Annotated in this window: 18 protein-coding genes and 1 pseudogene; 3 read left to right on the top strand and 16 right to left on the bottom strand. The window is 35.5% G+C overall.

Translation table 11 applies throughout. The features are described 5' to 3' along the window. From HMPREF2597_RS09065 to srtA, 3 genes and pseudogenes are all read right to left on the bottom strand, one after another. On the bottom strand, nucleotides 1–4,521 hold a 4,521-nt coding region (locus HMPREF2597_RS09065; RefSeq protein WP_371106699.1), incomplete at its 3' end, for a G5 domain-containing protein. Nucleotides 4,522–5,816: 1,295 nt separating this feature from the next. Continuing rightward, nucleotides 5,817–5,952: pseudogene (locus HMPREF2597_RS13035) on the bottom strand (YSIRK-type signal peptide-containing protein); the annotation flags it as partial. Between the two features lie 199 nt (nucleotides 5,953–6,151). Continuing rightward, the gene (gene srtA / locus HMPREF2597_RS09060; RefSeq protein ID WP_002478617.1) at nucleotides 6,152–6,757 is read right to left on the bottom strand and encodes a class A sortase SrtA; all 606 of its coding nucleotides are present in this window, start codon (nucleotides 6,755–6,757) and stop codon (nucleotides 6,152–6,154) included. A 150-nt stretch (nucleotides 6,758–6,907) separates the two neighbouring features. Between srtA and HMPREF2597_RS09055 the strand changes: the two genes are divergently transcribed. Beyond that, the gene (locus HMPREF2597_RS09055; protein WP_002478616.1) at nucleotides 6,908–7,402 is read left to right on the top strand and encodes a GNAT family N-acetyltransferase; all 495 of its coding nucleotides are present in this window, start codon (nucleotides 6,908–6,910) and stop codon (nucleotides 7,400–7,402) included. 130 nt (nucleotides 7,403–7,532) lie between these two features. Here the strand turns inward: HMPREF2597_RS09055 and HMPREF2597_RS12945 are convergent, their stop codons facing one another. The 10 genes from HMPREF2597_RS12945 to pgsB form a co-directional block, all read right to left on the bottom strand. After that, a complete protein-coding gene (locus HMPREF2597_RS12945; RefSeq protein WP_014533217.1) occupies nucleotides 7,533–7,709 on the bottom strand; it encodes a hypothetical protein in 177 nt (58 codons plus the stop codon). 195 nt (nucleotides 7,710–7,904) lie between these two features. Next, entirely contained in the window at nucleotides 7,905–8,801 is an 897-nt protein-coding gene (gene sdaAA / locus HMPREF2597_RS09045) for an L-serine ammonia-lyase, iron-sulfur-dependent, subunit alpha (protein WP_002478615.1), read from the bottom strand. Nucleotides 8,802–8,814: 13 nt separating this feature from the next. Further along, entirely contained in the window at nucleotides 8,815–9,495 is a 681-nt protein-coding gene (gene sdaAB, locus HMPREF2597_RS09040; RefSeq protein ID WP_002460450.1) for an L-serine ammonia-lyase, iron-sulfur-dependent subunit beta, read from the bottom strand. A 2-nt stretch (nucleotides 9,496–9,497) separates the two neighbouring features. Next, the gene (locus HMPREF2597_RS09035) at nucleotides 9,498–10,541 is read right to left on the bottom strand and encodes a PTS sugar transporter subunit IIC (RefSeq protein WP_002460451.1); all 1,044 of its coding nucleotides are present in this window, start codon (nucleotides 10,539–10,541) and stop codon (nucleotides 9,498–9,500) included. A 485-nt stretch (nucleotides 10,542–11,026) separates the two neighbouring features. Further along, on the bottom strand, nucleotides 11,027–12,514 hold the full coding sequence (gene xylB, locus HMPREF2597_RS09030) for a xylulokinase (protein ID WP_002478614.1): 1,488 nt from the start codon (nucleotides 12,512–12,514) through the stop codon (nucleotides 11,027–11,029). Between the two features lie 276 nt (nucleotides 12,515–12,790). Then, nucleotides 12,791–14,389 (bottom strand): gamma-glutamyltransferase, encoded by a 1,599-nt coding sequence (locus HMPREF2597_RS09025; protein ID WP_002478613.1) that lies wholly within the window; start codon nucleotides 14,387–14,389, stop codon nucleotides 12,791–12,793. 2 nt (nucleotides 14,390–14,391) lie between these two features. Continuing rightward, nucleotides 14,392–14,553, bottom strand: coding sequence for a hypothetical protein (locus HMPREF2597_RS12780; RefSeq protein WP_002478612.1), 162 nt, complete (start codon nucleotides 14,551–14,553; stop codon nucleotides 14,392–14,394). After that, nucleotides 14,546–15,610, bottom strand: a complete 1,065-nt coding sequence (locus tag HMPREF2597_RS09020) for a CapA family protein (RefSeq protein WP_002478611.1) — start codon at nucleotides 15,608–15,610, stop codon at nucleotides 14,546–14,548. The genes HMPREF2597_RS12780 and HMPREF2597_RS09020 overlap by 8 nt, the downstream gene beginning before the upstream one ends. A 23-nt stretch (nucleotides 15,611–15,633) precedes the next feature. After that, entirely contained in the window at nucleotides 15,634–16,086 is a 453-nt protein-coding gene (gene pgsC, locus HMPREF2597_RS09015; RefSeq protein WP_002460457.1) for a poly-gamma-glutamate biosynthesis protein PgsC, read from the bottom strand. A gap of 1 nt (nucleotide 16,087) precedes the next feature. Continuing rightward, on the bottom strand, nucleotides 16,088–17,245 hold the full coding sequence (pgsB, locus tag HMPREF2597_RS09010; protein ID WP_002478610.1) for a poly-gamma-glutamate synthase PgsB: 1,158 nt from the start codon (nucleotides 17,243–17,245) through the stop codon (nucleotides 16,088–16,090). A gap of 511 nt (nucleotides 17,246–17,756) precedes the next feature. Between pgsB and HMPREF2597_RS09005 the strand changes: the two genes are divergently transcribed. After that, nucleotides 17,757–18,083, top strand: a complete 327-nt coding sequence (locus HMPREF2597_RS09005; protein ID WP_002478608.1) for a hypothetical protein — start codon at nucleotides 17,757–17,759, stop codon at nucleotides 18,081–18,083. A 29-nt stretch (nucleotides 18,084–18,112) separates the two neighbouring features. Here HMPREF2597_RS09005 and HMPREF2597_RS09000 read toward each other — a convergent pair whose 3' ends face one another. After that, nucleotides 18,113–19,084, bottom strand: coding sequence for an alpha/beta hydrolase fold domain-containing protein (locus tag HMPREF2597_RS09000; protein WP_070817276.1), 972 nt, complete (start codon nucleotides 19,082–19,084; stop codon nucleotides 18,113–18,115). A gap of 298 nt (nucleotides 19,085–19,382) precedes the next feature. Between HMPREF2597_RS09000 and HMPREF2597_RS08995 the strand changes: the two genes are divergently transcribed. Then, entirely contained in the window at nucleotides 19,383–20,348 is a 966-nt protein-coding gene (locus tag HMPREF2597_RS08995) for an L-lactate dehydrogenase (protein WP_002478606.1), read from the top strand. Nucleotides 20,349–20,704: 356 nt separating this feature from the next. Here HMPREF2597_RS08995 and HMPREF2597_RS08990 read toward each other — a convergent pair whose 3' ends face one another. Together HMPREF2597_RS08990 and HMPREF2597_RS08985 are read right to left on the bottom strand one after the other, a co-directional pair. Then, entirely contained in the window at nucleotides 20,705–21,037 is a 333-nt protein-coding gene (locus HMPREF2597_RS08990) for a thioredoxin family protein (protein WP_002492415.1), read from the bottom strand. 35 nt (nucleotides 21,038–21,072) lie between these two features. After that, entirely contained in the window at nucleotides 21,073–21,477 is a 405-nt protein-coding gene (locus tag HMPREF2597_RS08985) for an acyl-CoA thioesterase (protein WP_002478605.1), read from the bottom strand. Nucleotides 21,478–21,590 lie beyond the last annotated feature (113 nt).

Here is a 21,590-nt window from a genome sequence, read left to right as displayed (position 1 = left end):
TCGGTCACCTTTTTCGCCTTTTGGTATTGTAAGCACTTGGTTATCTGTAAAGGTTACAACTTTATCACCATTAGCTGATGTTGTAATTGATTTAATACCAATTGATGTGCCGTCTTGACCTTTTGGTACAGTTAATGTTTTACCATCACTAAAATGAACAACTTTGTTTCCTGTTGTATCAGTGTCAATAGACGTAATGCTAATTGATGTGCCATTTTCACCTTTATCACCTTTAACACCTTTTGGTATCACGACTGTTGTATTATCTGAGAATACAAGTTTACGATCTCCGTTTGGTTCTTCTGTATTACTTGTGATTGTGATTGAACGACCATCAGCACCTTTTGCACCTACGTCACCTTTATCGCCTTTAGCGCCTTTTGGTATCGTCATTGTTTTACCGTCTGTAAAGGTTACAACTGTATCTCCATTTGCTTGTGGTGTAATTGTACGGATACCTATTGACGTACCATTTTGACCTTTTGGTATTGTAACTGATTTGCCGTCACTAAAATGAACTACTGTATTTCCAGCTGTATCTGTTCCTGTAGATGTGATACTGATAGATGTTCCGTTTTGACCATTTTCTCCACGATCACCTTTGTCTCCTTTTGGTATCACAACTGTTGTGTTATCTGAGAAGACAAGTTTACGATTTCCATTTGGTTCTACTGTATTACTAGTGATTGTGATTGAATGACCATCGGCACCTTTTGCACCTACATCACCTTTATCACCTTTCGCACCTTTTGGAATGATGACAGTTGTATTATCTGAGAACACAAGCTTACGGTCACCGTTTGGTTCTTCTGTATTACTTGTGATTGTGATTGAGCGACCATCTGCACCTCGTGCACCTACGTCACCTTTATCACCCTTCGCACCTTTTGGTATCGTCATTGTTTTACCGTCTGTGAAGGTTACAACTGTATCTCCATTTGTTGCTGTGGTAATTGTTTTTACGCCAACTGATTGACCATCTTGACCTTTAGGTACTGTCATTGTTTTGCCATCTGTGAAGTGAACGACTTTATTGCCAACTGTATCAGTGTCAATTGTTGTAATTCCAATTGATGTACCATTATCACCTTTGTCGCCTTTATCCCCTTTTGCACCTTTTGGAATGATGACAGTAGTGTTATCTGAGAACACAAGTTTACGATCTCCATTTGGTTGTTCTGTATTACTTGTGATTGTGATTGAGCGACCATCTGCACCTCGTGCACCTACGTCACCTTTATCACCCTTCGCACCTTTTGGTATCGTCATTGTTTTACCATCTGTGAAGGTTACGACTATGTCACCATTTGCTTGTGGTGTAATTGTACGGATGCCTATTGATGTACCATTTTGACCTTTTGGTACTGTCATTGTTTTACCATCTGTAAAGTGAACAATATTATTACCTGCAGCATCTGTTTGAATATTTGTAATGCCTATTGATGTACCATCACGACCGTTATCACCTTTGTCGCCTTTAGCGCCTTTTGGTATCGTCATTGTTTTACCGTCTGTAAAGGTTACAACTGTGTCACCGTTTGTTTGTGGTGTAATTGTACGGATACCTATTGATGTACCATCTTGACCTTTAGGTATTGTCATTGTTTTGCCGTCTGTAAAGCGAACGACTTTATTTCCAGCTGAATCCGTGTCAATTGTTGTAATTCCAATTGATGTGCCATTTTCGCCTTTATCACCTTTTGGACCAGTCTCACCACGTTCGCCTCGGTCACCTTTTGGTCCTTTGATATTACCTTCATTAGTCCAGTTTCCACCTGATTTAACAAAGACATCACCTGTTACTGTATTGATGTATTTATCGCCATCTTTACCTTGACTTGATTGTGGATTAACTTTGCCATTCAGAATATCTTTTCCATCTCTACCGTTTTGACCATTATCGCCTTTGTCACCTTTTGCACCAGTCTCACCACGTTCACCTCGGTCACCTTTTGGCCCTTTGATGTTGCCTTCGTTAGTCCAGTTGTCACCTGATTTAACAAAGACATCACCTGTTACTGTATTGATGTATTTATCGCCATCTTTACCTTGACTAGGTTGTGGATTAACTTTGCCATTCAGAACATCTTTTCCATCTCTACCGTTTAAACCATTATCGCCTTTGTCACCTTTTGGTCCTTTGATATTGCCTTCGTTGGTCCAGTTGTCACCTGATTTAACAAAGACATCACCTGTTACTGTATTGATGTATTTATCGCCATCTTTACCTTGACTTGATTGTGGATCAACTTTGCCGTTCAGAACGTCTTTTCCATCTCTACCGTTTTGACTATTCTCACCTTTGTCACCTTTTGGTCCTTTGATATTTCCACTTGGAACCCATTTTCCGTTTTCTTTTTTATAAGTGTCGCCAGTGTTAGTGTCGATATACGTATCGCCATTTAGACCATCACTATCTGTAGGAGGTGTTATTCCACTTATTAATTCAGTACCTTGTCGTCCATTTCGACCATTTTGACCGTTTTTACCATCAGCAATGAAGCCAGATGAAATTTCTTCATCACCTTCATCAAAAATACCGTTGTTGTTATTGTCATAATAGAATTTGACTTCATGACCTTTATCAGGATTCGCGGTAGCTGTGGCAGTTCTAAATGTTGACACACCACGTAAAATTTTCTTAATATCTACCGTTGGGGTACGACCATCTTTGATAACAGCTGTGTCAACTACGATGTCTTTACTTGCATCAAAGGCTTGATCGCCATCTTGATCGTAATAGAAGGTCAATGTTGTTTCATGTTTTTGATTATCACGGCTACTTGATACTCGGATAGATTTTCCATCTACACCGTTAATGCCTTGCAGACCTCTCTCACCACGTTCACCATCAGCTACGAAAGTTTTAATTGGTGTACCACCATTTGCAGGGGTAATCGTGATTTCCACACCATCTTTTCCATCATGTTGCGTACGTGTAGCTGTCACGGTTGGACTCGCACCATCAGCACCTTTGTCGCCTTTATCACCTTTGTCACCTTTGTCACCTTTTGGAATTACCATGGTTCTATTATCAGTAAATGTTACTAATTTATCGCCATTTGCTTGTGGCGTAATAGACTTGATTCCAATTGATGTACCATCTTGACCTTTTGGTACTGTCATTGTTTTGCCATCTGTAAAATGAACGACTTTATTACCTGCTGCGTCTGTATCAATTTGGGTAATACCTATTGATGTACCATTGTCGCCTTTATCACCTTTGTCGCCTTTTGGAATTACTACGGTAGTGTGGTCTGAGAAAACAATTTTACGATCACCATTTGGTTCTACCGTATTGCTTGTAATTGTAATTGAATGACCATCGGCACCTTTTGGACCAGCTTCACCACGATCACCTTTGGCACCTTTTGGTATTGTCATTGTTTTACCATCTGTAAACGTTACAACTGTATCGCCATTTGCTTGTGGCGTAATTGTACGTATTCCTACTGAAGTACCATTACGTCCAGGCGTACCTGCTGGAATGATAATAGATGAATTATCACTAAATTGAACTGTTGTATTTCCTTGTGAATCTTTAGATATGTGTTTGACAGTAATAGATTTACCTGCTGGACCTTGGTCACCTTTATCACCTTTTGGTCCTTTAGGAATTTTAAGAGTTGTGTTATCACTAAATCTTACAATTGTATTACCATCTGCATCCACAGTTGTACTAGTAATTGTTATTGATCTACCTGCTGGACCTTGAGCACCTGTATCACCTTTGTCTCCTTTTGGTCCTTTAGGAAGACGGATTGTTCGTCCGTCACTAAATTGAACGACTCTTTCTCCAGTACTTGGATCTAAATATTCATTTGTAATAGTAATAGAACGACCATCATTACCAGGTAAACCATCTGGTACAAAGAATCGACTTACTTGTTGACCAGTTGTCGCATTCGTAATTGTTACCCAACTACCTGGTTTATTTTGATCTTGTCCACGTTGAACTGATGTAGTAAGGTTAGGTGTTCTACCATCTCGAGGAATAATAATTTTTCCAGGTTTACTTGTTTTACCTTCAACAGTTGCTACGGCTGAAATGTGGTCTCCTTCTTGCAATGTATAATTTGGCAATTGGAAATTAAATCGACCTGAATTATCAGATGTCGTTTGATAGTTTCTTCCTCCTACTGTTATTGTTACGGCAGCATTAGGGCTTGTTTCACCGCTAACAATATTTGTACCAGAAAGTTGTGGTTCAAGAATTGGAGGTAGTGGTCCACTGATATTAGAATCATTTACAGCCCCAATACCAATTTTAATAATTTTATTAACTGGTGGTATATTGTATGTTTCTTTAACAAATCGACCAATTGTTTGGTTATTAAATTTAACAATTGAATAAAGTGTACCGCGTTTACCTACTTGACCTTCTCTTTGAACTTCTTGTTGACCTACAGGTAAGTCTTTAGAAACCACGTATTCTATTTGGAAAGGAATATTTTCAACTTCTGACGTATCATCAGTAGTGATAATATGACGATCTGGATTATTATCTCCCTGGATGTTCATTTCGTCATAGAAGTAGTTATCATTTGAATTTGGGTTCATTACACCTTGACCAACAAGAGTAACGTTGTTGTCGAACATTAGAACCTTACCATTAAAGCTTAAATCACCATTCCAATCACGTACTGGAACACTAAAATGATATTCTACACGTCCACCACGTTGAACAAAATATCTCGTAATTGTTGGTCGGCTACTCAAACCATAACCAGCTGGATAACTAGGGTGTGGACTTTTAATCATATCTAAATTATTTGAGATTGTATTACCACCATATATATTAAAACGACCGTTAATACGTTCTGGCACATTATATCCTGAGCCAAAGTTAAAGCCACCTAAATCAGCGTCATGCCCAGATGCAGAAGCTGATGGATTAACTTTCCAAGTTACAGTAAAGTCCATTTTATTTGTTCTTTTATTAGGTTGAACATGTACTGTATAGTTTGCAGGAGATTGGCCTTGAGAAGTATATCCTTGACCGTTAACTGTTAAGCCTTTATTTGGATCTATATAAATACTACGCTTTAACTCTGCTACCGATCCAATTTCTGTGTTATTAACATTTACACCATCACCAGGTATAGTAGCATATGTTGTGTATAATGATGTTTGTTCTTTAGCATATTGAATACCAGCATACATTATCGCTTGAAATGCTTTTTTAGCATCTGTCTTATTAAAGTCTATATTTAAGCGATTAACAATTGCTCTAACGTCTGTTTCACTGTATGATTCAGCTAATAAATCATGCACTAATTGACTTCTATTTGTTGATTTATTGTATTTATCAATAAATTCTGCTGGTGGCTCTGCATTTTCAGCAGCACTAGCATCTGAGTCAAGACTACTAGCAAGTGGTACTGAAGTTGCAGCACGCGCACGTGTCGTATCATACACTGGAGTAGTGATATTAGAGTTTGTATCTACACTATCATCAGTTTTATTTTCATCTGTTTCTTTTGAAGTCGCTTTATCATCTGAATCTTCTGATGCTTTTTTGCTATCAGAAGCTGCTTTTTCTTCTGTTTTTGCTTGTGTTTGTGCAGTTTCTTTTTTAGATTCTGTTTGCGTAGCTGTTTGATTTTGCTCTTTCTGTGGTGCTACGTGCTTAGAATCTGTTTGATTATTGTTAGAGTTAACCTCTGTAGTAGGTGTTGCTTTATCTTGCTCAGGTGCAGTTTGAACGTTTTGAGCATTAGAAGCTGCAGTTTGTTGACTGCTATCTGCCTCTTGAGAAGTCGATGCTGACTGTTCAGTTGCTACCTTATCTGATACCTTTGCTGAACTATTGCTTTGGGCGTGTGCTTCATTACTCAAACCAAAAATCAATGTTGTCCCAACAAGAATAGAAGCAGTACCAATTGTAAATTTTCTAATCGAATAATTGTTATGTCGATTAAGAAATTGAGCTGGTTTTTTGTTTGATTTCACTTTTTGTCACGTCCTCGTTGTATAATCTTGATGTATTTATCTACACTAAGAATATCAGATAATTCAGCGTATAACAATACTATTATTTTTTTATATCATTTTTTGTACTTTGAATTTTGCTTAAAATCATATTGTGAGAGAAAATAAAAAAACACTTCAATCTATTAGTTAATAACTAACGGATCAAAGTGTTCTACAATTATTTAATCTGTTCTGCTATAAATATTTTACGCTTTTCCCAAACACCCGTCTTTTCATTATAATCATCACAAGTAATTAAAGTTAGGCGGTTTTTATCCCCTCTATGCTCATCTAGCACATCGATTTCGTCTGGATTCACATCTCGTATAGTTGTCATTTTATACTCTCTTGTTTCATTTCCCACTTTAAAATAAACCTTGCTACCTTTTTTAGCTGCTTTTAAATTTGTAAATTGATAATGTGGGCGGCCAATATATGTATGACCTGCAATTGCAATATTTTGATCATCTAAGGATTCCTGTTCTTCGGCAAAGCTAACTCCACGGTTTAATTGTTCAGGTGTTGCTGGTCCAGGGTAAACAGGTTCATTAATATCAGCATCTGGAATACGGAGATAACCAGCCATTTCTGCCTTGTCTTTAGGGATGGTTGGCTTATCATTTTTATTTGCTTTACTGACTGTTTTATCATAGTTTTCTATTTTATCGCTATTATCTTTGTCATGTAAATAACTATCAATATGAGGTTTGGCAAATAGGTAAATGGCAACTAATATAAGTATAACTCCAATAATGGTCATCAATTGGTTTGTCCATTTTCTCATGCAGTATTTCTCCTTTAAACCGTAAAATTGTTTGATAATAGTATAGCATTGATTGCTTTTTTTACCTACGACAAGTTTGTCATATTTTATTACATAAATTTGAAATCAATAGTTGAACACTATACAATAAAAAATAAAAAGGTGAGACATATGATTAGACACGCAGAACGTCAAGATTTACCGGCCATTCTATCTATTTATAATGATGCTATTATCAATACGACAGCTGTTTATAGCTATGAGTCACAAACAATAGAGGAACGTGAAGAGTGGTTTGAGAGAAAAGTTATAGCCGGAGAGCCTATTCTCGTATTTGAACAACATCAACAAGTCGTTGGGTTCGCTACTTATGGTTCATTCCGAGATTGGCCTGCTTATCTCTATTCAATAGAACATTCAATTTATGTAGATTCAGCCTATCGCGGCCATGGTATTGCTTCACAATTACTTAGTCAACTAATGCAAATTGCTAAAGATGAAGGCTATCGTACAATGGTTGCAGGTATCGATGCTTCAAATGAAGTAAGCATTCATCTACACGAAAAAATTGGTTTTATTCATGCAGGTACAATTAATAATGTTGGTTACAAATTCAATCGTTGGTTGGATTTAGCATTTTATCAAATTGATTTATTAATTAAATAATTCAAATATTAACATTTAAGTCTAATAAATTTTGTCATCACTTTGATATTAATTTATAACCGTACATAGACTCGTTACTATAGCAATAAAAGCGCTCAAGTTTCATTTCCCGAGCGCTTTTATTATTCAACTATGTCATTTTTTTAGCTTTCTTAATAAATTGGAAATAGTAAAAGAAAAATACGATTATCATACTAAGCGACATGCATTGCAATAGAAGATTCTCCCATGTACCCTCCGTTGTCAAATAGTAGGTCATCGTTGTGTTAATCGTAAAGGCTAAAAAAATCCCAAATAACCTTCGCATAACATCAACCCCTTTTGGATATTTTATAATCAAAGTTGTAAATTTGCAATATAAGATTTTAAATTTTCGGAAAATTGACTCCACTTCTATGTAATCAATTGTGGTAAATATCCATGAAAAAGGGAGCAGGACAGAATTCATTATGAATTCGTAGTCCCACTCCCTAAAATGTTATAATCTAGGTTTTCGTAGAATTTAATTATTGACTTTTTTTTCAGCGTCTCCGAAGATTTTACGTTTAATCGCTTCTCCTGTTGATGTTCCAGCTAAGCCACCAAGTCCAGTTTCTCTTAGAGATGCTGGTAAGTTTCTACCAACTTTATCCATAGCTTCAATAACTTCATCAACAGGAATTCTACTTTCAACACCTGCTAATGCTAAATCTGCTGAAATTAATGCGTTACCAGATCCTATGGCATTTCTCATTACACATGGAATTTCAACTAAGCCTGCAACTGGGTCACAAACTAATCCTAATAAGTTACTAATTGCTAATGCCATAGCATGTCCAGATGCTTCTGGTTTACCTCCAAAAATGGCTACAGCTGCCGCAGCTGCCATTGCTGATGCTGATCCTACTTCGGCTTGGCAACCACCCGTAGCACCTGCAACACTGGCGTTATTTGCAACAACACGGCCAAACAGTGCTGAAGTAAACAAGAAATCAATCATTTGATCTTCAGTTAAATCGTGTGTTTTTTCTAATTTAAAAAGTACGCCCGGAATCGTTCCGGAGGAGCCAGCTGTTGGAGTTGCACAGATGATACCCATTGCTGCGTTCACTTCATTTGTCGCAACAGCTCCTTTAACCGCTTCAATCATCTCATGCCCAGATAAAGCGTGTTGTGATTCATTGTATTTATTTAATTTGATTGCATCTTGACCTGTGTAACCTGTAACACTTTTTACGCCTTCACCAGTTGTGCCCTTTTCAACTGCTGCGCGCATTACTTCAAGATTTTGTTTCATAATTGCTCGAACGTCTTCACGTGATTTGCCTTGAAGTTCCATTTCTTCATTGATCATGATGTCAGCAAATGACATATCATTTTCTACTGCATAATCAATTGTCTCTCTAATTGAATCAAACATTATAAATCCCCCTCTAATTTATATAGGATACGTTTAAGTCACTATATTTCTCTCTTATTTGTTCTAACGCTGATTCTGACAATGCTTTAGATAAAGGTAATACTACTAAACATTGGTTGTCTTTCATTTCAGTCATTTCTTTGTCAATTGCAGCACCGGCTTCACTGGCAAAGTTAATGAAATGATTGACTGTGGATTTATCAGTATAACCATCCATCACTAAAATAGGTAATCCATGATTGAAGTTAACTTCTAGCCCTTCAACGTTAATACGTTTTAGTTTAATTGTTCCGCCACCAATTGAGTTACCAATTACTTCAATATGGCGACCATTTGCTTCAGCTTTAATATACGCACAGTTTGGATGTTCTCCCAAGCTTTCGCCTCTGTCTTCAATGATATCTACTTTGATACCTTGACTTTCAGCAATATTTAAAGCATCTTTAATACGGCTATCAAACGTGCTATAGCCCATCGCACCACCTATAACTGCGACATCTGTGCCATGACCTTGATGAGTTTCAGCAAATGATTCGTAATAACGAATTTCAATTTTCTGAGGTGTAACACCAAGTACACTTCCTGCTGAGTTACCGATTTTAACGGCACCAGCAGTATGAGAACTTGATGGTCCCATCATAACTGGCCCAATAATGTCAAATGCGCTTTGATAATCATAGGATTTTTTAGCCATTATTAAACACTCTCCTTAACTTGGTTGTTTTGTCCAGGAATCGTGATGTCTGTTTTTGTAATATTTAATTTGCTAATCAATTTACCAAAGATATACGCTAAAATAATACTTACAACTGCAACCACAATAATTGTAATAACTGATGGTAAAGGTTTATTAAAGCCAAACAATACAATGGCACCAGCGATTGGTGTTGCCATACCAGTTACATTTATCACTAGCCCTGCAAATGTAACGATACATGCGTTGACCATACCGATAATCGCATTCGTACCATAAAGTTGTAATGGATACTGTGCGATTAAGTCAATTTGGGTAAGTGGTTCAATACATACCGCAAATGCTTTTGATGGTCCACCAATTTTCAATGTTCTAAATAAGACAAAGTTAACAAATGAGCTGCCCATACAAGTTAATGCACCGATTGCCATTGGCACACCAGTGAGTCCTAATAAACTAGTTAAAACCATAGAGCTTAAAGGTGTCATTCCTGTAACTGGAATAACAAGTCCTAATATAATTGCTAATGCGTATGGGTTGTTATCTCCAACTGAAGTAACAGCGCCACCAATTTGTCTTAATACTGCCATAACCCCTGGTGAAATAATATGTGCTAAACCAAACGTAATAGCAGGTGCAACTAGAATGACAACAATTAAATCTAAACCTTCTGGAACTTTTTTCTCAATAAGCTTAATTCCAAAAGCCATAATGTACGCAGCAATAAATGCAGGTAATAATTTGTAATCATGTAAGACTAGCCCTACAATCACCGCAAAAACAGGTGATATATTTAATTTCAAACACGTTAAAATACCTACAGCTACGCCGCTAAGACCGCCGACTAAATCACCAATCTCTTTTAAAAATTCAATGTGAAATACGCCGCCAATAGCGTAACTCAGGAATGCTTGTGGTAAAAATGTAGCACAAGCAGCTCCGGATAAAGCTTGTAGTCCTTGTTTACCGTACGGTGCATACTTTAAAAACAGTGTCATCACTGCTAACACCAATACGAGTGTACCTACGCCTAGAATAATGTTCATTTCCCAAAACCTCTTTTCAATTTTTTCTAGCCATAGTCATCGTACACCCCTAAGAAAACGATTTCAATATAAAACAAAATTTTATTTAGTCTAAAATGTGAATATATTCACAATATGCAAATTTTCGCGTTTCTAAAATTGTGTTATTTAAATTATTGTAACGATTAAATTTATTTTTTAACATTTTACACCATGAAGAACTTGATTGCAACAAGTAAAATTTTATACATAATTCTTCATATATATACACTAACTTTACATATCTTTATCGTAACGTATACTTAAATATTTTTGTTTTAAAATGCTCACGATTTAATCACAAAAAAGGAACGGGAGAGAATTCATTATGAATTCGTCGTCCCGCCCCGGCAAGGTCGACTAGAATTGAAAAAACTTAGTATAAGCGTATTTTCAATCCAGTCAACTGCTACCAATATAGAGTTTAGAACATAAATCATAATGATGCCCTAGACTCTTGCTTAATTTTATATTTCTAAAGTCAATAGTTGTTGTGTAATCGTTCTTGTTTGTGCATATACCTGTTGATATATTTGATAAAATTGCTCGTATTGACGATGCCATTCTGGATTAGGATGAAATTCTGCAACGATATCTATAAATGCATCGACACAGTCTTCAATACTCTCAAACCAATTTAGACCTACTGCTGCTATCATAGCAGCTCCCATGCTAGGACCTTCTTCGTGTTTTAACTTTCTTACAGTCGTATTAAAGACATCTGCTTGAAGTTGTAACCAGAACTCACTTTTAGCACCTCCGCCAATAGAAGTGACATGCGTTATTTCTTTACCCGCCGCTCTCATTAACTGTATTGAATCATATAAAGAATACGTCACACCTTCAATAACTGCTCGAGAAAAATCCGCCTTTGTATGGCTGCCACTTAAACCAATAAAACTTCCTCTAATAAAGGCATCTCCATGTGGTGTGCGTTCACCTGCTAAATAGGGAGTATAAAGTAGACGGTTCGCACCGATAGATGATGAGGCTGCTAACTTAATCACATCATCATAACTATCCGCTGCAAAAAACGTATGTTTCAACCAAGAAAGACTGTAACCTGCTGCTAATGTTACTCCCATTGCATAATAAGTATTTGGCACACTATGATTAAAGAAGTGAATGTTGTTTTGATATTGTGTATGTTCATCCTTTTCAACATTGACAATCACGCCAGACGTCCCAATGCTACATAAAGTGTCATTATCATTAACTACACCAGCACCAATTGCACCACACGCATTGTCTCCGCCTCCAGCAAATACTTTGACATTTGATGTTAATCCTAGTTCTATGGCTAATCCTGACTTAACATTACCGACGTAACCATGCGATGGTATTAATGGTGGATAAATCTCACCTAAACCAAAGGCATCTCCAATTTCTCTTGTCCACTCATGCGTTGTTGGATTAAGTAATAATGTACTTGCTGCATCAGAGTATTCCATATGTATCTGACCGGTTAAACCGTAACGAATATAGTCTTTAGGTAATACAAACGTATCCACATGTTTCCATAGCTCTGGCTCATGTTGTTGCATCCATAACATTTTAGGTAAAGTAAAGCCTTCAAGAATTGGATTACCATTTAAACGTTGCCCATAGCGCGCGATGATTTGTTCACATTGTGCTGAATTGCGCGTGTCATTCCATAAGATTGCATGCCTCACAGGACAACCATTTTTATCCAAAGGAACCAAGCCATGCATTTGTCCAGAAAATGATATCCCTTGAATTGTATGATGCTTAAGACTGTCATGCTGTGTAACGCGCTTAATCCCTTGCTTTACGGCATCTAGCCATTCATCTGGATCTTGTTCATTATATCCCGGCTGTTGCTGAATCAATGTTAAAGGCTCGCTAACGGTTACTAATACCTGTCCTTCTTTATCTACTGCGATGATTTTCACTGCACTCGTACCTAAATCAATACCTAATACGACTTCTTGCATAAATGGCCACCTTCTCTCACAAAATTAATTGTCTATCATTCCGTGTCCTCACATAGTCATGACTGTTATCATTATATAACGACATAATAAAAATGATAATATATTTTTCACTTAAAAGATAAAATAATAATACAACTATTTTTCATCCTGACATGTGCTCATTTCTGTTATTACTTTGTATACTAATAGAAATGTAACACATGACAAATAATACAGAAAAGCTGCCGTCATTGTTTACAACAATAAACGACAGCGAATAACGATGTTATCAACATTTTAACGGTTTCCTACATCAGATCCCACTTCTACTTTTTTACTATTTTTATTGTAAATAGCTCCTTGAACACTACCAAAGTTTGGATCATTTCGTTTTTCTTCCACATTAAAGCCTAATGATTTAAACGCCTGAATGTCATCGTCACTTGTTGCATTTTCATAATAGATTGTTGAACCATCATTATAGAATCTTGGTTTATTGATTGATTCTTGCAATGTGCCATTACCTTTTAAATAATCTACGATGACCTCATTAAGCATCGTTGGAATTTTATTACCACCTGGCGTACCGATTCCCATATAAAAGTCTGGTCCTACGATGATTGAAGGTGAAGTATAAGAACGTGGTGCCTTATGCTTTTCACCGAAGTTCGGACTATTGGGATCACTTGAGAAGTTTGTTAAAGAGTTATTCATATAGAAGCCTTCTTTAACGTATTTTCCTGATCCAAAGAAACTAGACAACGTATTTGTGGTACTGACAACCTTGCCATTTTTATCTATAACAACAAAATGTGTGGTGCTCGTATTGTCCACTTGATTCTTATTAAAATTACTTGAATCAATATTAATACCATTTAATTTTTCTAGTAAATAATCTTTAGATAAGTATTGTTCATTACTGGCTTCTTGACCATTAACAATATCTCTATTGCGATACATTAAGTCTCTAGATTTAAGAATACTGCTAATATAGTCTATACGATTGTCTTCATTTTGCTGACCAGGATTGTTGCTCTCTTCAAGCACTAAGCCTTGTAACATCAGTGTTCCACCTAATGGGTTAGAGGCTGAATAAACTTTGTTATTCAAATAATTCGTACTTACAGGTTCTTTTTCTTCTGTTTTAAACGTTGAAAAGTCTTTTTCAGTCAATTTATCATCCACTTGCTTTGAAATGCTTTTACCAAGATCTTCATAAAAATAATCAGGTCCTTTGTCTTGGATACCTTTCAATGTTTTTGTCAAAGCTTCCTGTTTTACGACATCTCCTTCTCTCACCGTTTTGCTTCCTTTAAAGAATGGTGAGTCACGGTCGATATCGGAACCATAAATTTTCAAACTACGCTCTAACTCTGAATCTACTTCAAAGCCATCTTGGGCTAACGGAATGACATAATCTAATATTTTCTTTTCATCCATTTTCCCTTCTCTTTCATGCATATCATGCATGCCTCTTACAAATCCTGGTGTCCCTATCTGATCTCCTTTTTTATAATCATAAGAGGAAAGTGTTTTATATTCATACATTTTTGGAACTTCTCCATCTTTACCATTATATGTAAGCGACGCACCGCCACCGCCAAGTCCAGACGAATGTGGTTCGGTGATTGCCAAAGCATAAGATACGCCAATAGCCGCATCAACTGCATTTCCACCATCTTGCAAAATCTTTTCTCCGACCCGCTTCGCGATATAGTTGTTTGAAGCAACCCCATAGTCTTTTTTATCTTTAGGTGTTTTATGATCAGCTATTTTATTTTCATAGAGCGCATCTTTATTGGGGTTATCCTCTTTTTGAAAAAGATAAAATGTAAAGGATACTGCAATTGTTGCAATCAAAATGACAATCAAGGTCATTTTATTGTATATATTCATAGTTAGCTTGCTCCTTTTGAAAGATATTGCTCTGTGCCATTCTCTAACTCTTGCTTTTCAAATTTATCTAAACCTTCATTCGCTCTTGAAAATGTAACCATGATTAAAATAAAAAGTACAATAAGGACAACTGTTATAGCAACATAATGTTCTTTTTTATTCAAATGAATAACCCCCATCTTTTTCGGCTTTTAAATTGACATGCTCGCCTTTAATGTTGTTATAAAATTTGCGTTGTTCCATTTTACTCATTAAATCTCTAGTTATCTTACCATCGGAAGATTTAATAGGCGTCAAATGGAAACGACTTGCTTTACCGGTCCAATCTTGCTGCACAATCATACCTTTATGATTTTTTGATAGAAATTCATCTGATGTTGTATTGCCTAAACTATAGAATATGGGTTTGTTTTTGTACTTATCTATTTCTTGGATGACCGAATTATGTCCGATAATAATGTCAGCTCCTGAATTTATTAAAGCTTTCGCATATTCACGTTGTCGTTCTGTAACGTTGCGTTCGTTTGGAATACCCCAATCTACATTAACAACGACGTAGTCATTATTTTGTTTTAATTTTTTTAACAGTGGCATAAAAATATTAGGATCCAAACTAATGGATGTTGTATTTTTCAATGGCCCTGTGTAATTTGACTCGACATCTGTAAACGATACATTGGCAATTTTTTTATTTTTAATTGTTTGTTGAACCGTTTTACTATTAATAGGATTAGAGCCATTACCAGTTAAAAAGTTATATTCTGTTTGGGCCTCCACTTTTTTACTTAAATCTTGAGCTTGTACATTATCAACTTCGTTATTTATAAGATTGACACTTTTAATATTCTGATCTTTTAGAAATAAAATATTTTCTAAATTCTTTTTCAAATTCTCATCACTTTTATCTGAAAAGTGATTTACATGCAGTGATGCCGTTGAAAAATCACTTTGCTTTAATGGTTGTTTTAAACTAGCGAACACATCATTGAGATTGATATTACGTATATGTGAGTTAAGGTTAATGTTGCCTAGATAAGTCATGCGAATATTATTTCCAGATTTAGGGATACTATCTACTGGCTCAACCTTTTGCGAGCTAATTGCCACAACTAATAACACAAGCGTAATTACCAGCACAATTAATGTATATAAAAAGTTACGTCGTTTATGTCGTTTTGCTTGTTTTAACAACCACTCACTTGCTGTTAACTTCTTTTTCATGATTTTGCGCTCCTTGCTCGTAATTAATTAATAAAGCTATATAAGAACAAGATGACATAAGTGATACAAGTTAATAACATTGTCGTTGATAAGGTAATTACGACACCTTGTTTTTGAATTGTATTCGCAATTATTCCTGGTATAACAACACCTATGCCTGATACTTCTACGACTTCAAACGGGGTTATTGGATAAATTAAATCAAAGATAAATTTTAATACCATTCCCGTTAAAATCATCGCTGCAAATTTTCGTCTACCATATAAAATGACCCATTTGCTTATGCCAAATGTCACAATAAAATAAGTTAAGCAGCTAATGACGAGCACTGATAATAACATGATGGGCTCATCAAAGATAAGTGCTAGGTAGCCTGGTACAACAAGCCCTGCTGGATTAATTCCAAATTTTTCAGCAAAAATCAAACTAAGCACAATTCCTACAAATAAGGAAAAATATAATTCTGAACCTATCATTTTATTCTATCCCTTCTATAAATTCTGCTATTCTTCCACCTGGTCCATGAATGTTGCCGACACAAAATACAAGGGCATGTTGTGATTCTTTAAGAATCGTTCTTTCTATGTCTGCAAACGGGGCACCTTCTAAATTCAAATAGCGTTTATTAGGTTGTGATTGCATCTTATCTGTCACCATTTGCGTACTCTTTCCAGTGCAAATGAGTGTGTCATAATCTACTTCAGCAATAAAGTTTTCAACGAATTGTCTCGTTCTATCCACTCTGTCTGAGCGACAGTTTAAAATTACAATCTTCTTGCTGTATGGATAATCGTAACTTTCCACTTTATTTAAAATCGCTTTCGTAGATTGTGGTTCGTTAGCGGCAAATGCATTAACAAAGACGTTTGTTGTGCTATTTGCTTGGAAATATTTAATTTCTACCGCACCAGGATCAGGTGGTGCGTTAAGCATACCTTGCAGTGCTGTTTGTTGATCAATACCTAAAGCCTGCGCTACACCTAAAGTAATCGCCACATTATCTGGAAAGACAAGATAGTCAAATTTTCTCAAATAGGACTCTGGTACTTTTTCTTTATCAACAACAATTAACTCTGTTTTGCGCTTGCGTGCTTCTTTAGCAAAAAATTTAGTATACTTATCTTGCATTACGACTAATTTGCCGTTATATGGAATTGTTGCAGTGAAAGCTTGCGCCACATCTTGCAACGTTGGTCCTAAAACATCCATATGGTCTTCCATAACATTAACAATGACACCAATATTGGCCATAACTAAATCATTTTGAAACGTGATTTGATAATCTGGATTAACTGCCATACATTCATTAACAAGTGCCGTTGCACGTTGTTTTACCACTTTACGGATAATGTCTCTTTGTTCCCCAATATTAGCTCCTTGTGGCTTTCGAATGACTGGATATTCTTTATCTGTAAACCAATACAGCATTCTGGCATCCGTACCAGTTGTCTTACCTACAACTCTAATGTGATCTTCACGTAGAACACTGTAAACCATCCGTGTGATTGTTGATTTACCTCTTATACCGTTAATATTAATTCGCACTGGAATTTTATTAAGTCGGTTGGTATGACGCCGTTTTTCTTTAATTCCTAACCATAATATAAGCGAGACGCAAATTATAATGAGAATCAATATTATGTACCTCTTTCCTTGATTTTCTACTAGCTGTAATAAATAGGTAGATAAGTGAAAAGGCGGTCATAACTTCGACGATGTTTTTCACTTCGTACATTCCCGTTATGCCACCTATGCTGTTTTTAGTGTGTTGAACAAGTCACAACACTCTATCTCAATATGTATAGATCAACTTAATTTTCTTTTAAGATGAAAACATCTTGCATTAAGAACCCTCCCAATACGCCTAATATTATCAAACGGTTGTTGAGCGCGTTTTAAAAACTTTAATTTTTTGTTAAGTATAAATTAATATTTGTAAATTTTCAATCAAATAAAATCGTTTCTATTTAAATTGTTTTTAAGTAAAAACTACAAAGATAACTTTGTTTAATATAGTAATTAATCAAATAAAAAATATTTACTTAACCTTTACATTATCTTAAAGATGATATGTTACGTTAAACATGAGTTAAATGGGATTAGAATGATGACTTAAATTTAAGGATGAAATCTTAGGAGGAACAAAATGGCTAAGTCTAGAAAAATAGTGATTAGCATTTATCTAGGAACCGTTTTTATCGCATGTACAACTTATCTTGCATTAATTCTCATTGGTAGTTTACAAGGAAATGATATGAGCAATTCTGTACTTGATACCGATCATCGCTATATTAATCATTACAAAGAGGCAGCAAAATCTGATACATCTAATGGCACTTCTAATCACTCTCTAAATCACAGTAATCAAAACAATTGGCTTTCTCACACTATGATATCCCAAATCAATGATGATAATACCTTCAAATTAATTACCCAACCTAAAAAAGCAACTTCTTCTTATCTTGATAACTGATAGGTTGAAGTTGCTTTATAATTACATGTCTATTTGATAATTGTTATCACTTGTGCAAAGAATTTTTCTCGTTCAGGAATTGGAAAAATCGGATAGATATGAAATAAATTGTAACCTGGATAGAAGTCGTGAAGAATGCCTTGTTGATTTAACAATTTAGATAAACGTAGTGCATCAGGATATAAAGTTTCTTTAGTATCGATAAAGATTGAAATTTTGCCAAGCCCTTGTAACGTGCCATTAATTGGAGATATTTTATAATCTTTAATAGCTGTTTTTCCTGCCCACAATTTAATAAAATATTTTGTTCCATCAATGGCAACCATTGGATCTACTTTTTCATATTTTTGAGTATCTGGGTTGCTAAATGTGCCATCCAATACTGGTGATATCAAAATAATATGTCCTGGTTGCGCATACGTCGTCTCTTCTTTTAAATATTGTGCAAATGATAAGGCAATTTGTCCTCCTGCCGAATCTCCCATAAGAATGAGTTGTTCTGGATTCTTAACCGTAGTCAATAACTTATCATAAAGTCGATACAATAAACTAAATGTCGTACGATAATCACGGTGTGGCACTTTCGGATAAACGGGCATCACAACTTTAGCATTTAAACAGCCTGCTAAGGTATCGATAAAGTCAAAATGTTGTTCAAGTGGATCTTGAAACCATGCACCACCGTGAATATAAAGAATCGTTTGTTGTGTAATATCTTGATGATCATTAATGATATATACAATTGAGCCACTGTCATCTTTAATAGTAACTGAATGTTTAAATTCATACCTCGTTCCACTATATTTTCCTGCCGTTATATCTTTCATTTCTTCTATAGCTTCTTTGGCGTTTTCCACTGATTCAAAAGGTTTTCTCACTCTAGTTAAGCGCAAATATTGTTCAAATAAAAAGCTTCGATAACTTCTTTTTTCTCTAAATTTAGCAAAAACCAGTGTTCCAAGCACTGTGGAACATAATATGCTAATCAATTGTTTTTTCATTAAGAAGCTCCTTCCTATATGTTACATTTCTAGTTTAATACATTTTTGACGATTATTTTAATGAATTTCATTAGTACATGGTTTTAAGATGATAATGTGAAGTAAATAGTAGCATATTGGCGACCTTTAAAGAGATGATTCATTAATTTCAGATGTCTACCACCGTAACATGTAGTTATTGCACGATACAATAAACCAAAGTTAGTAGTATCATATTTTATTTTTATAAAATTAATGATAAAATCGAACTAATTAACTTTATGTTATAACCATTTCAATAATGAGGAGGCTTAATTTGATGAAAAGAAATAAAATTGTCTTAATTGGTAGCGGACATGTAGGTTCTTCCTTCGCTTACGCCCTAGTATCACATGGATCAGCCGATGAACTTGCTATTATCGACATTGACACTGAAAAGGCTGAGGCTGACGTTTGGGATTTAAATCATACTACCCCTTTCAGTCACAAACCCGTCAACGTTTATATTGGTGATTATAGTGACTGTCAAGATGCAGATATTATCGTTATCTGTGCGAGCGCATCTTTACCAAAAGGAGAAACACGTCTCAAATTATTAGAGGATAATGTAGAAATCTTTGTGCCAATGGTGCAAAAGATTGTAGATCAAGGGTTTGATGGCCATATTATATTACCGTCAAATCCTGTTGATATTATGAGCTATGTCGTGAAAAAAGTATCTGGATTTCCCAAATCAAAAGTTATTGGAACTGGAACATTGCTTGATTCGTCACGATTCCAATATTATATTGGTCAAGCACTAAATGTTGCACCTCAAAGTGTTTATGCGCCTGTTGTAGGTGAACATGGTGATTCTCAAATTGCTGTATGGTCTCATGCACGCGTTGCTGGAGAACCAGTTTTACCGATGTTACAACAACGCTACGGTAATAACGTTGATGCTGAAGTACACCGAATTACTGAAATCACTAAAAACGTTGGCTATGATATCTATGTACGTAAAGGCACAACTTGCTTTGGCGTAGCACTCGGCATTTTACGTGTTGTTGAAGCAATTTTAAATAATCAAAATATCATTTTAAACGTCTCTAGCTATGTTGAAGGAGAATATGGTCTCACTGATTTATATATAGGTACACCAACACGCATCAATGGTGCAGGTGCACAACAAGTTATTGAACTCAAACTCACAGAAGAAGAACAATATCAGCTACAACAATCGGCAGCTGTTATTCATGACTATCAACAACGTGCAGATGCATTAATAGAAAAATTCAAGAAATAAGGAAAGATAAATATACTGGAATATATCCCCAAATAATAGGGCGCGTGACAGCATTCATTATGAATTCGTAATCCCGCCCTGGCAAGGTTGGCTAGGATTGAAAAAAGCTTGCTATCATCCTATTTCCAATCCAGTCAACGACTGCCAATATAGTGTTTATAGCCTAAAACATAATGATGTTACAGACTATATAACTATAAAAAATAGCTATGAATAAATCAATCGTCTCAGATTTATTCATAGCTCATCTTAGTATGTTTATAAATCAATACGCCGTATGATATGGCGAAAGCCATACCTGAGAAAAAGATTTTAGCGCTGCAATTTAGTCCATTACATTTATGTAATAAACTGTTTTATTTATACTCTATATTATCATTTAATTCTACCAGTTGACGCTCAAATCTTTGCATGTCTATGAAACGTGCTTGTCTATGCACTTCCTTACCTTGGAAGAAGATTAGATCTACCGGCACTGTGAATATAGATAACTGCCTAGTGATATCTTCAACTTTGTTCTGATTAATCACCCCTAATTTAACACGGGGGAATTGTTGTATTAAGTCATCTAATTGTGGCAGTACAGCATAACAGACGCTGCAACCTGACTTCATTACATGTAAGACGCATAGTTGATTAGCGTCAACAAATTTTCGGTATTCATAAATATTTGTTAAGTTTTCATACACGATGTTCACCCCATGTTTATGATGCACACAGTTACTTATTTTAATATTTTTTGAAAAACTGTGGGCATTTTAGTGATTTTCTGTTTATCTAAATCATAAAAACATCCAGTTTGGTATCCTACACAATGAACACGATCCGCAGACGCAATTTCAAATTTAAAAATCCATTTTGTGCGACCACTTTTCATAAACCAACATCGTCCTACTGGTTTATCATGAATAGTAATAGGCACTTTATATTCCACTTCTGTCTTCATTAATATTGGTGAAATACCCTGTTTCATCATTTCTGAATAATTCATGTATTGATTAATAAATATCGTACGTAAATCTTCAAACCATCTTATATAAACAATGTTACTTACAATGCCCATCGCATCAATATCGTAACCATTAACTTCAATATCATTTTCAACTACTAATAAACCTTCTTCAGTCATTACACACACTCCTTAAATAATAATATATCTCTATTTTAAGTCGTCGGCACTTAAATTTCATCTACTTGAGTTTTAGTTCCAAAAAACAGCTCACAACATATCGCAAAAGTATA

Source organism: Staphylococcus sp. HMSC063A07 (assembly GCF_001836955.1).
Lineage (GTDB): Bacteria > Bacillota > Bacilli > Staphylococcales > Staphylococcaceae > Staphylococcus > Staphylococcus lugdunensis.
This window is presented reverse-complemented; position numbering and strand designations above follow the sequence as displayed.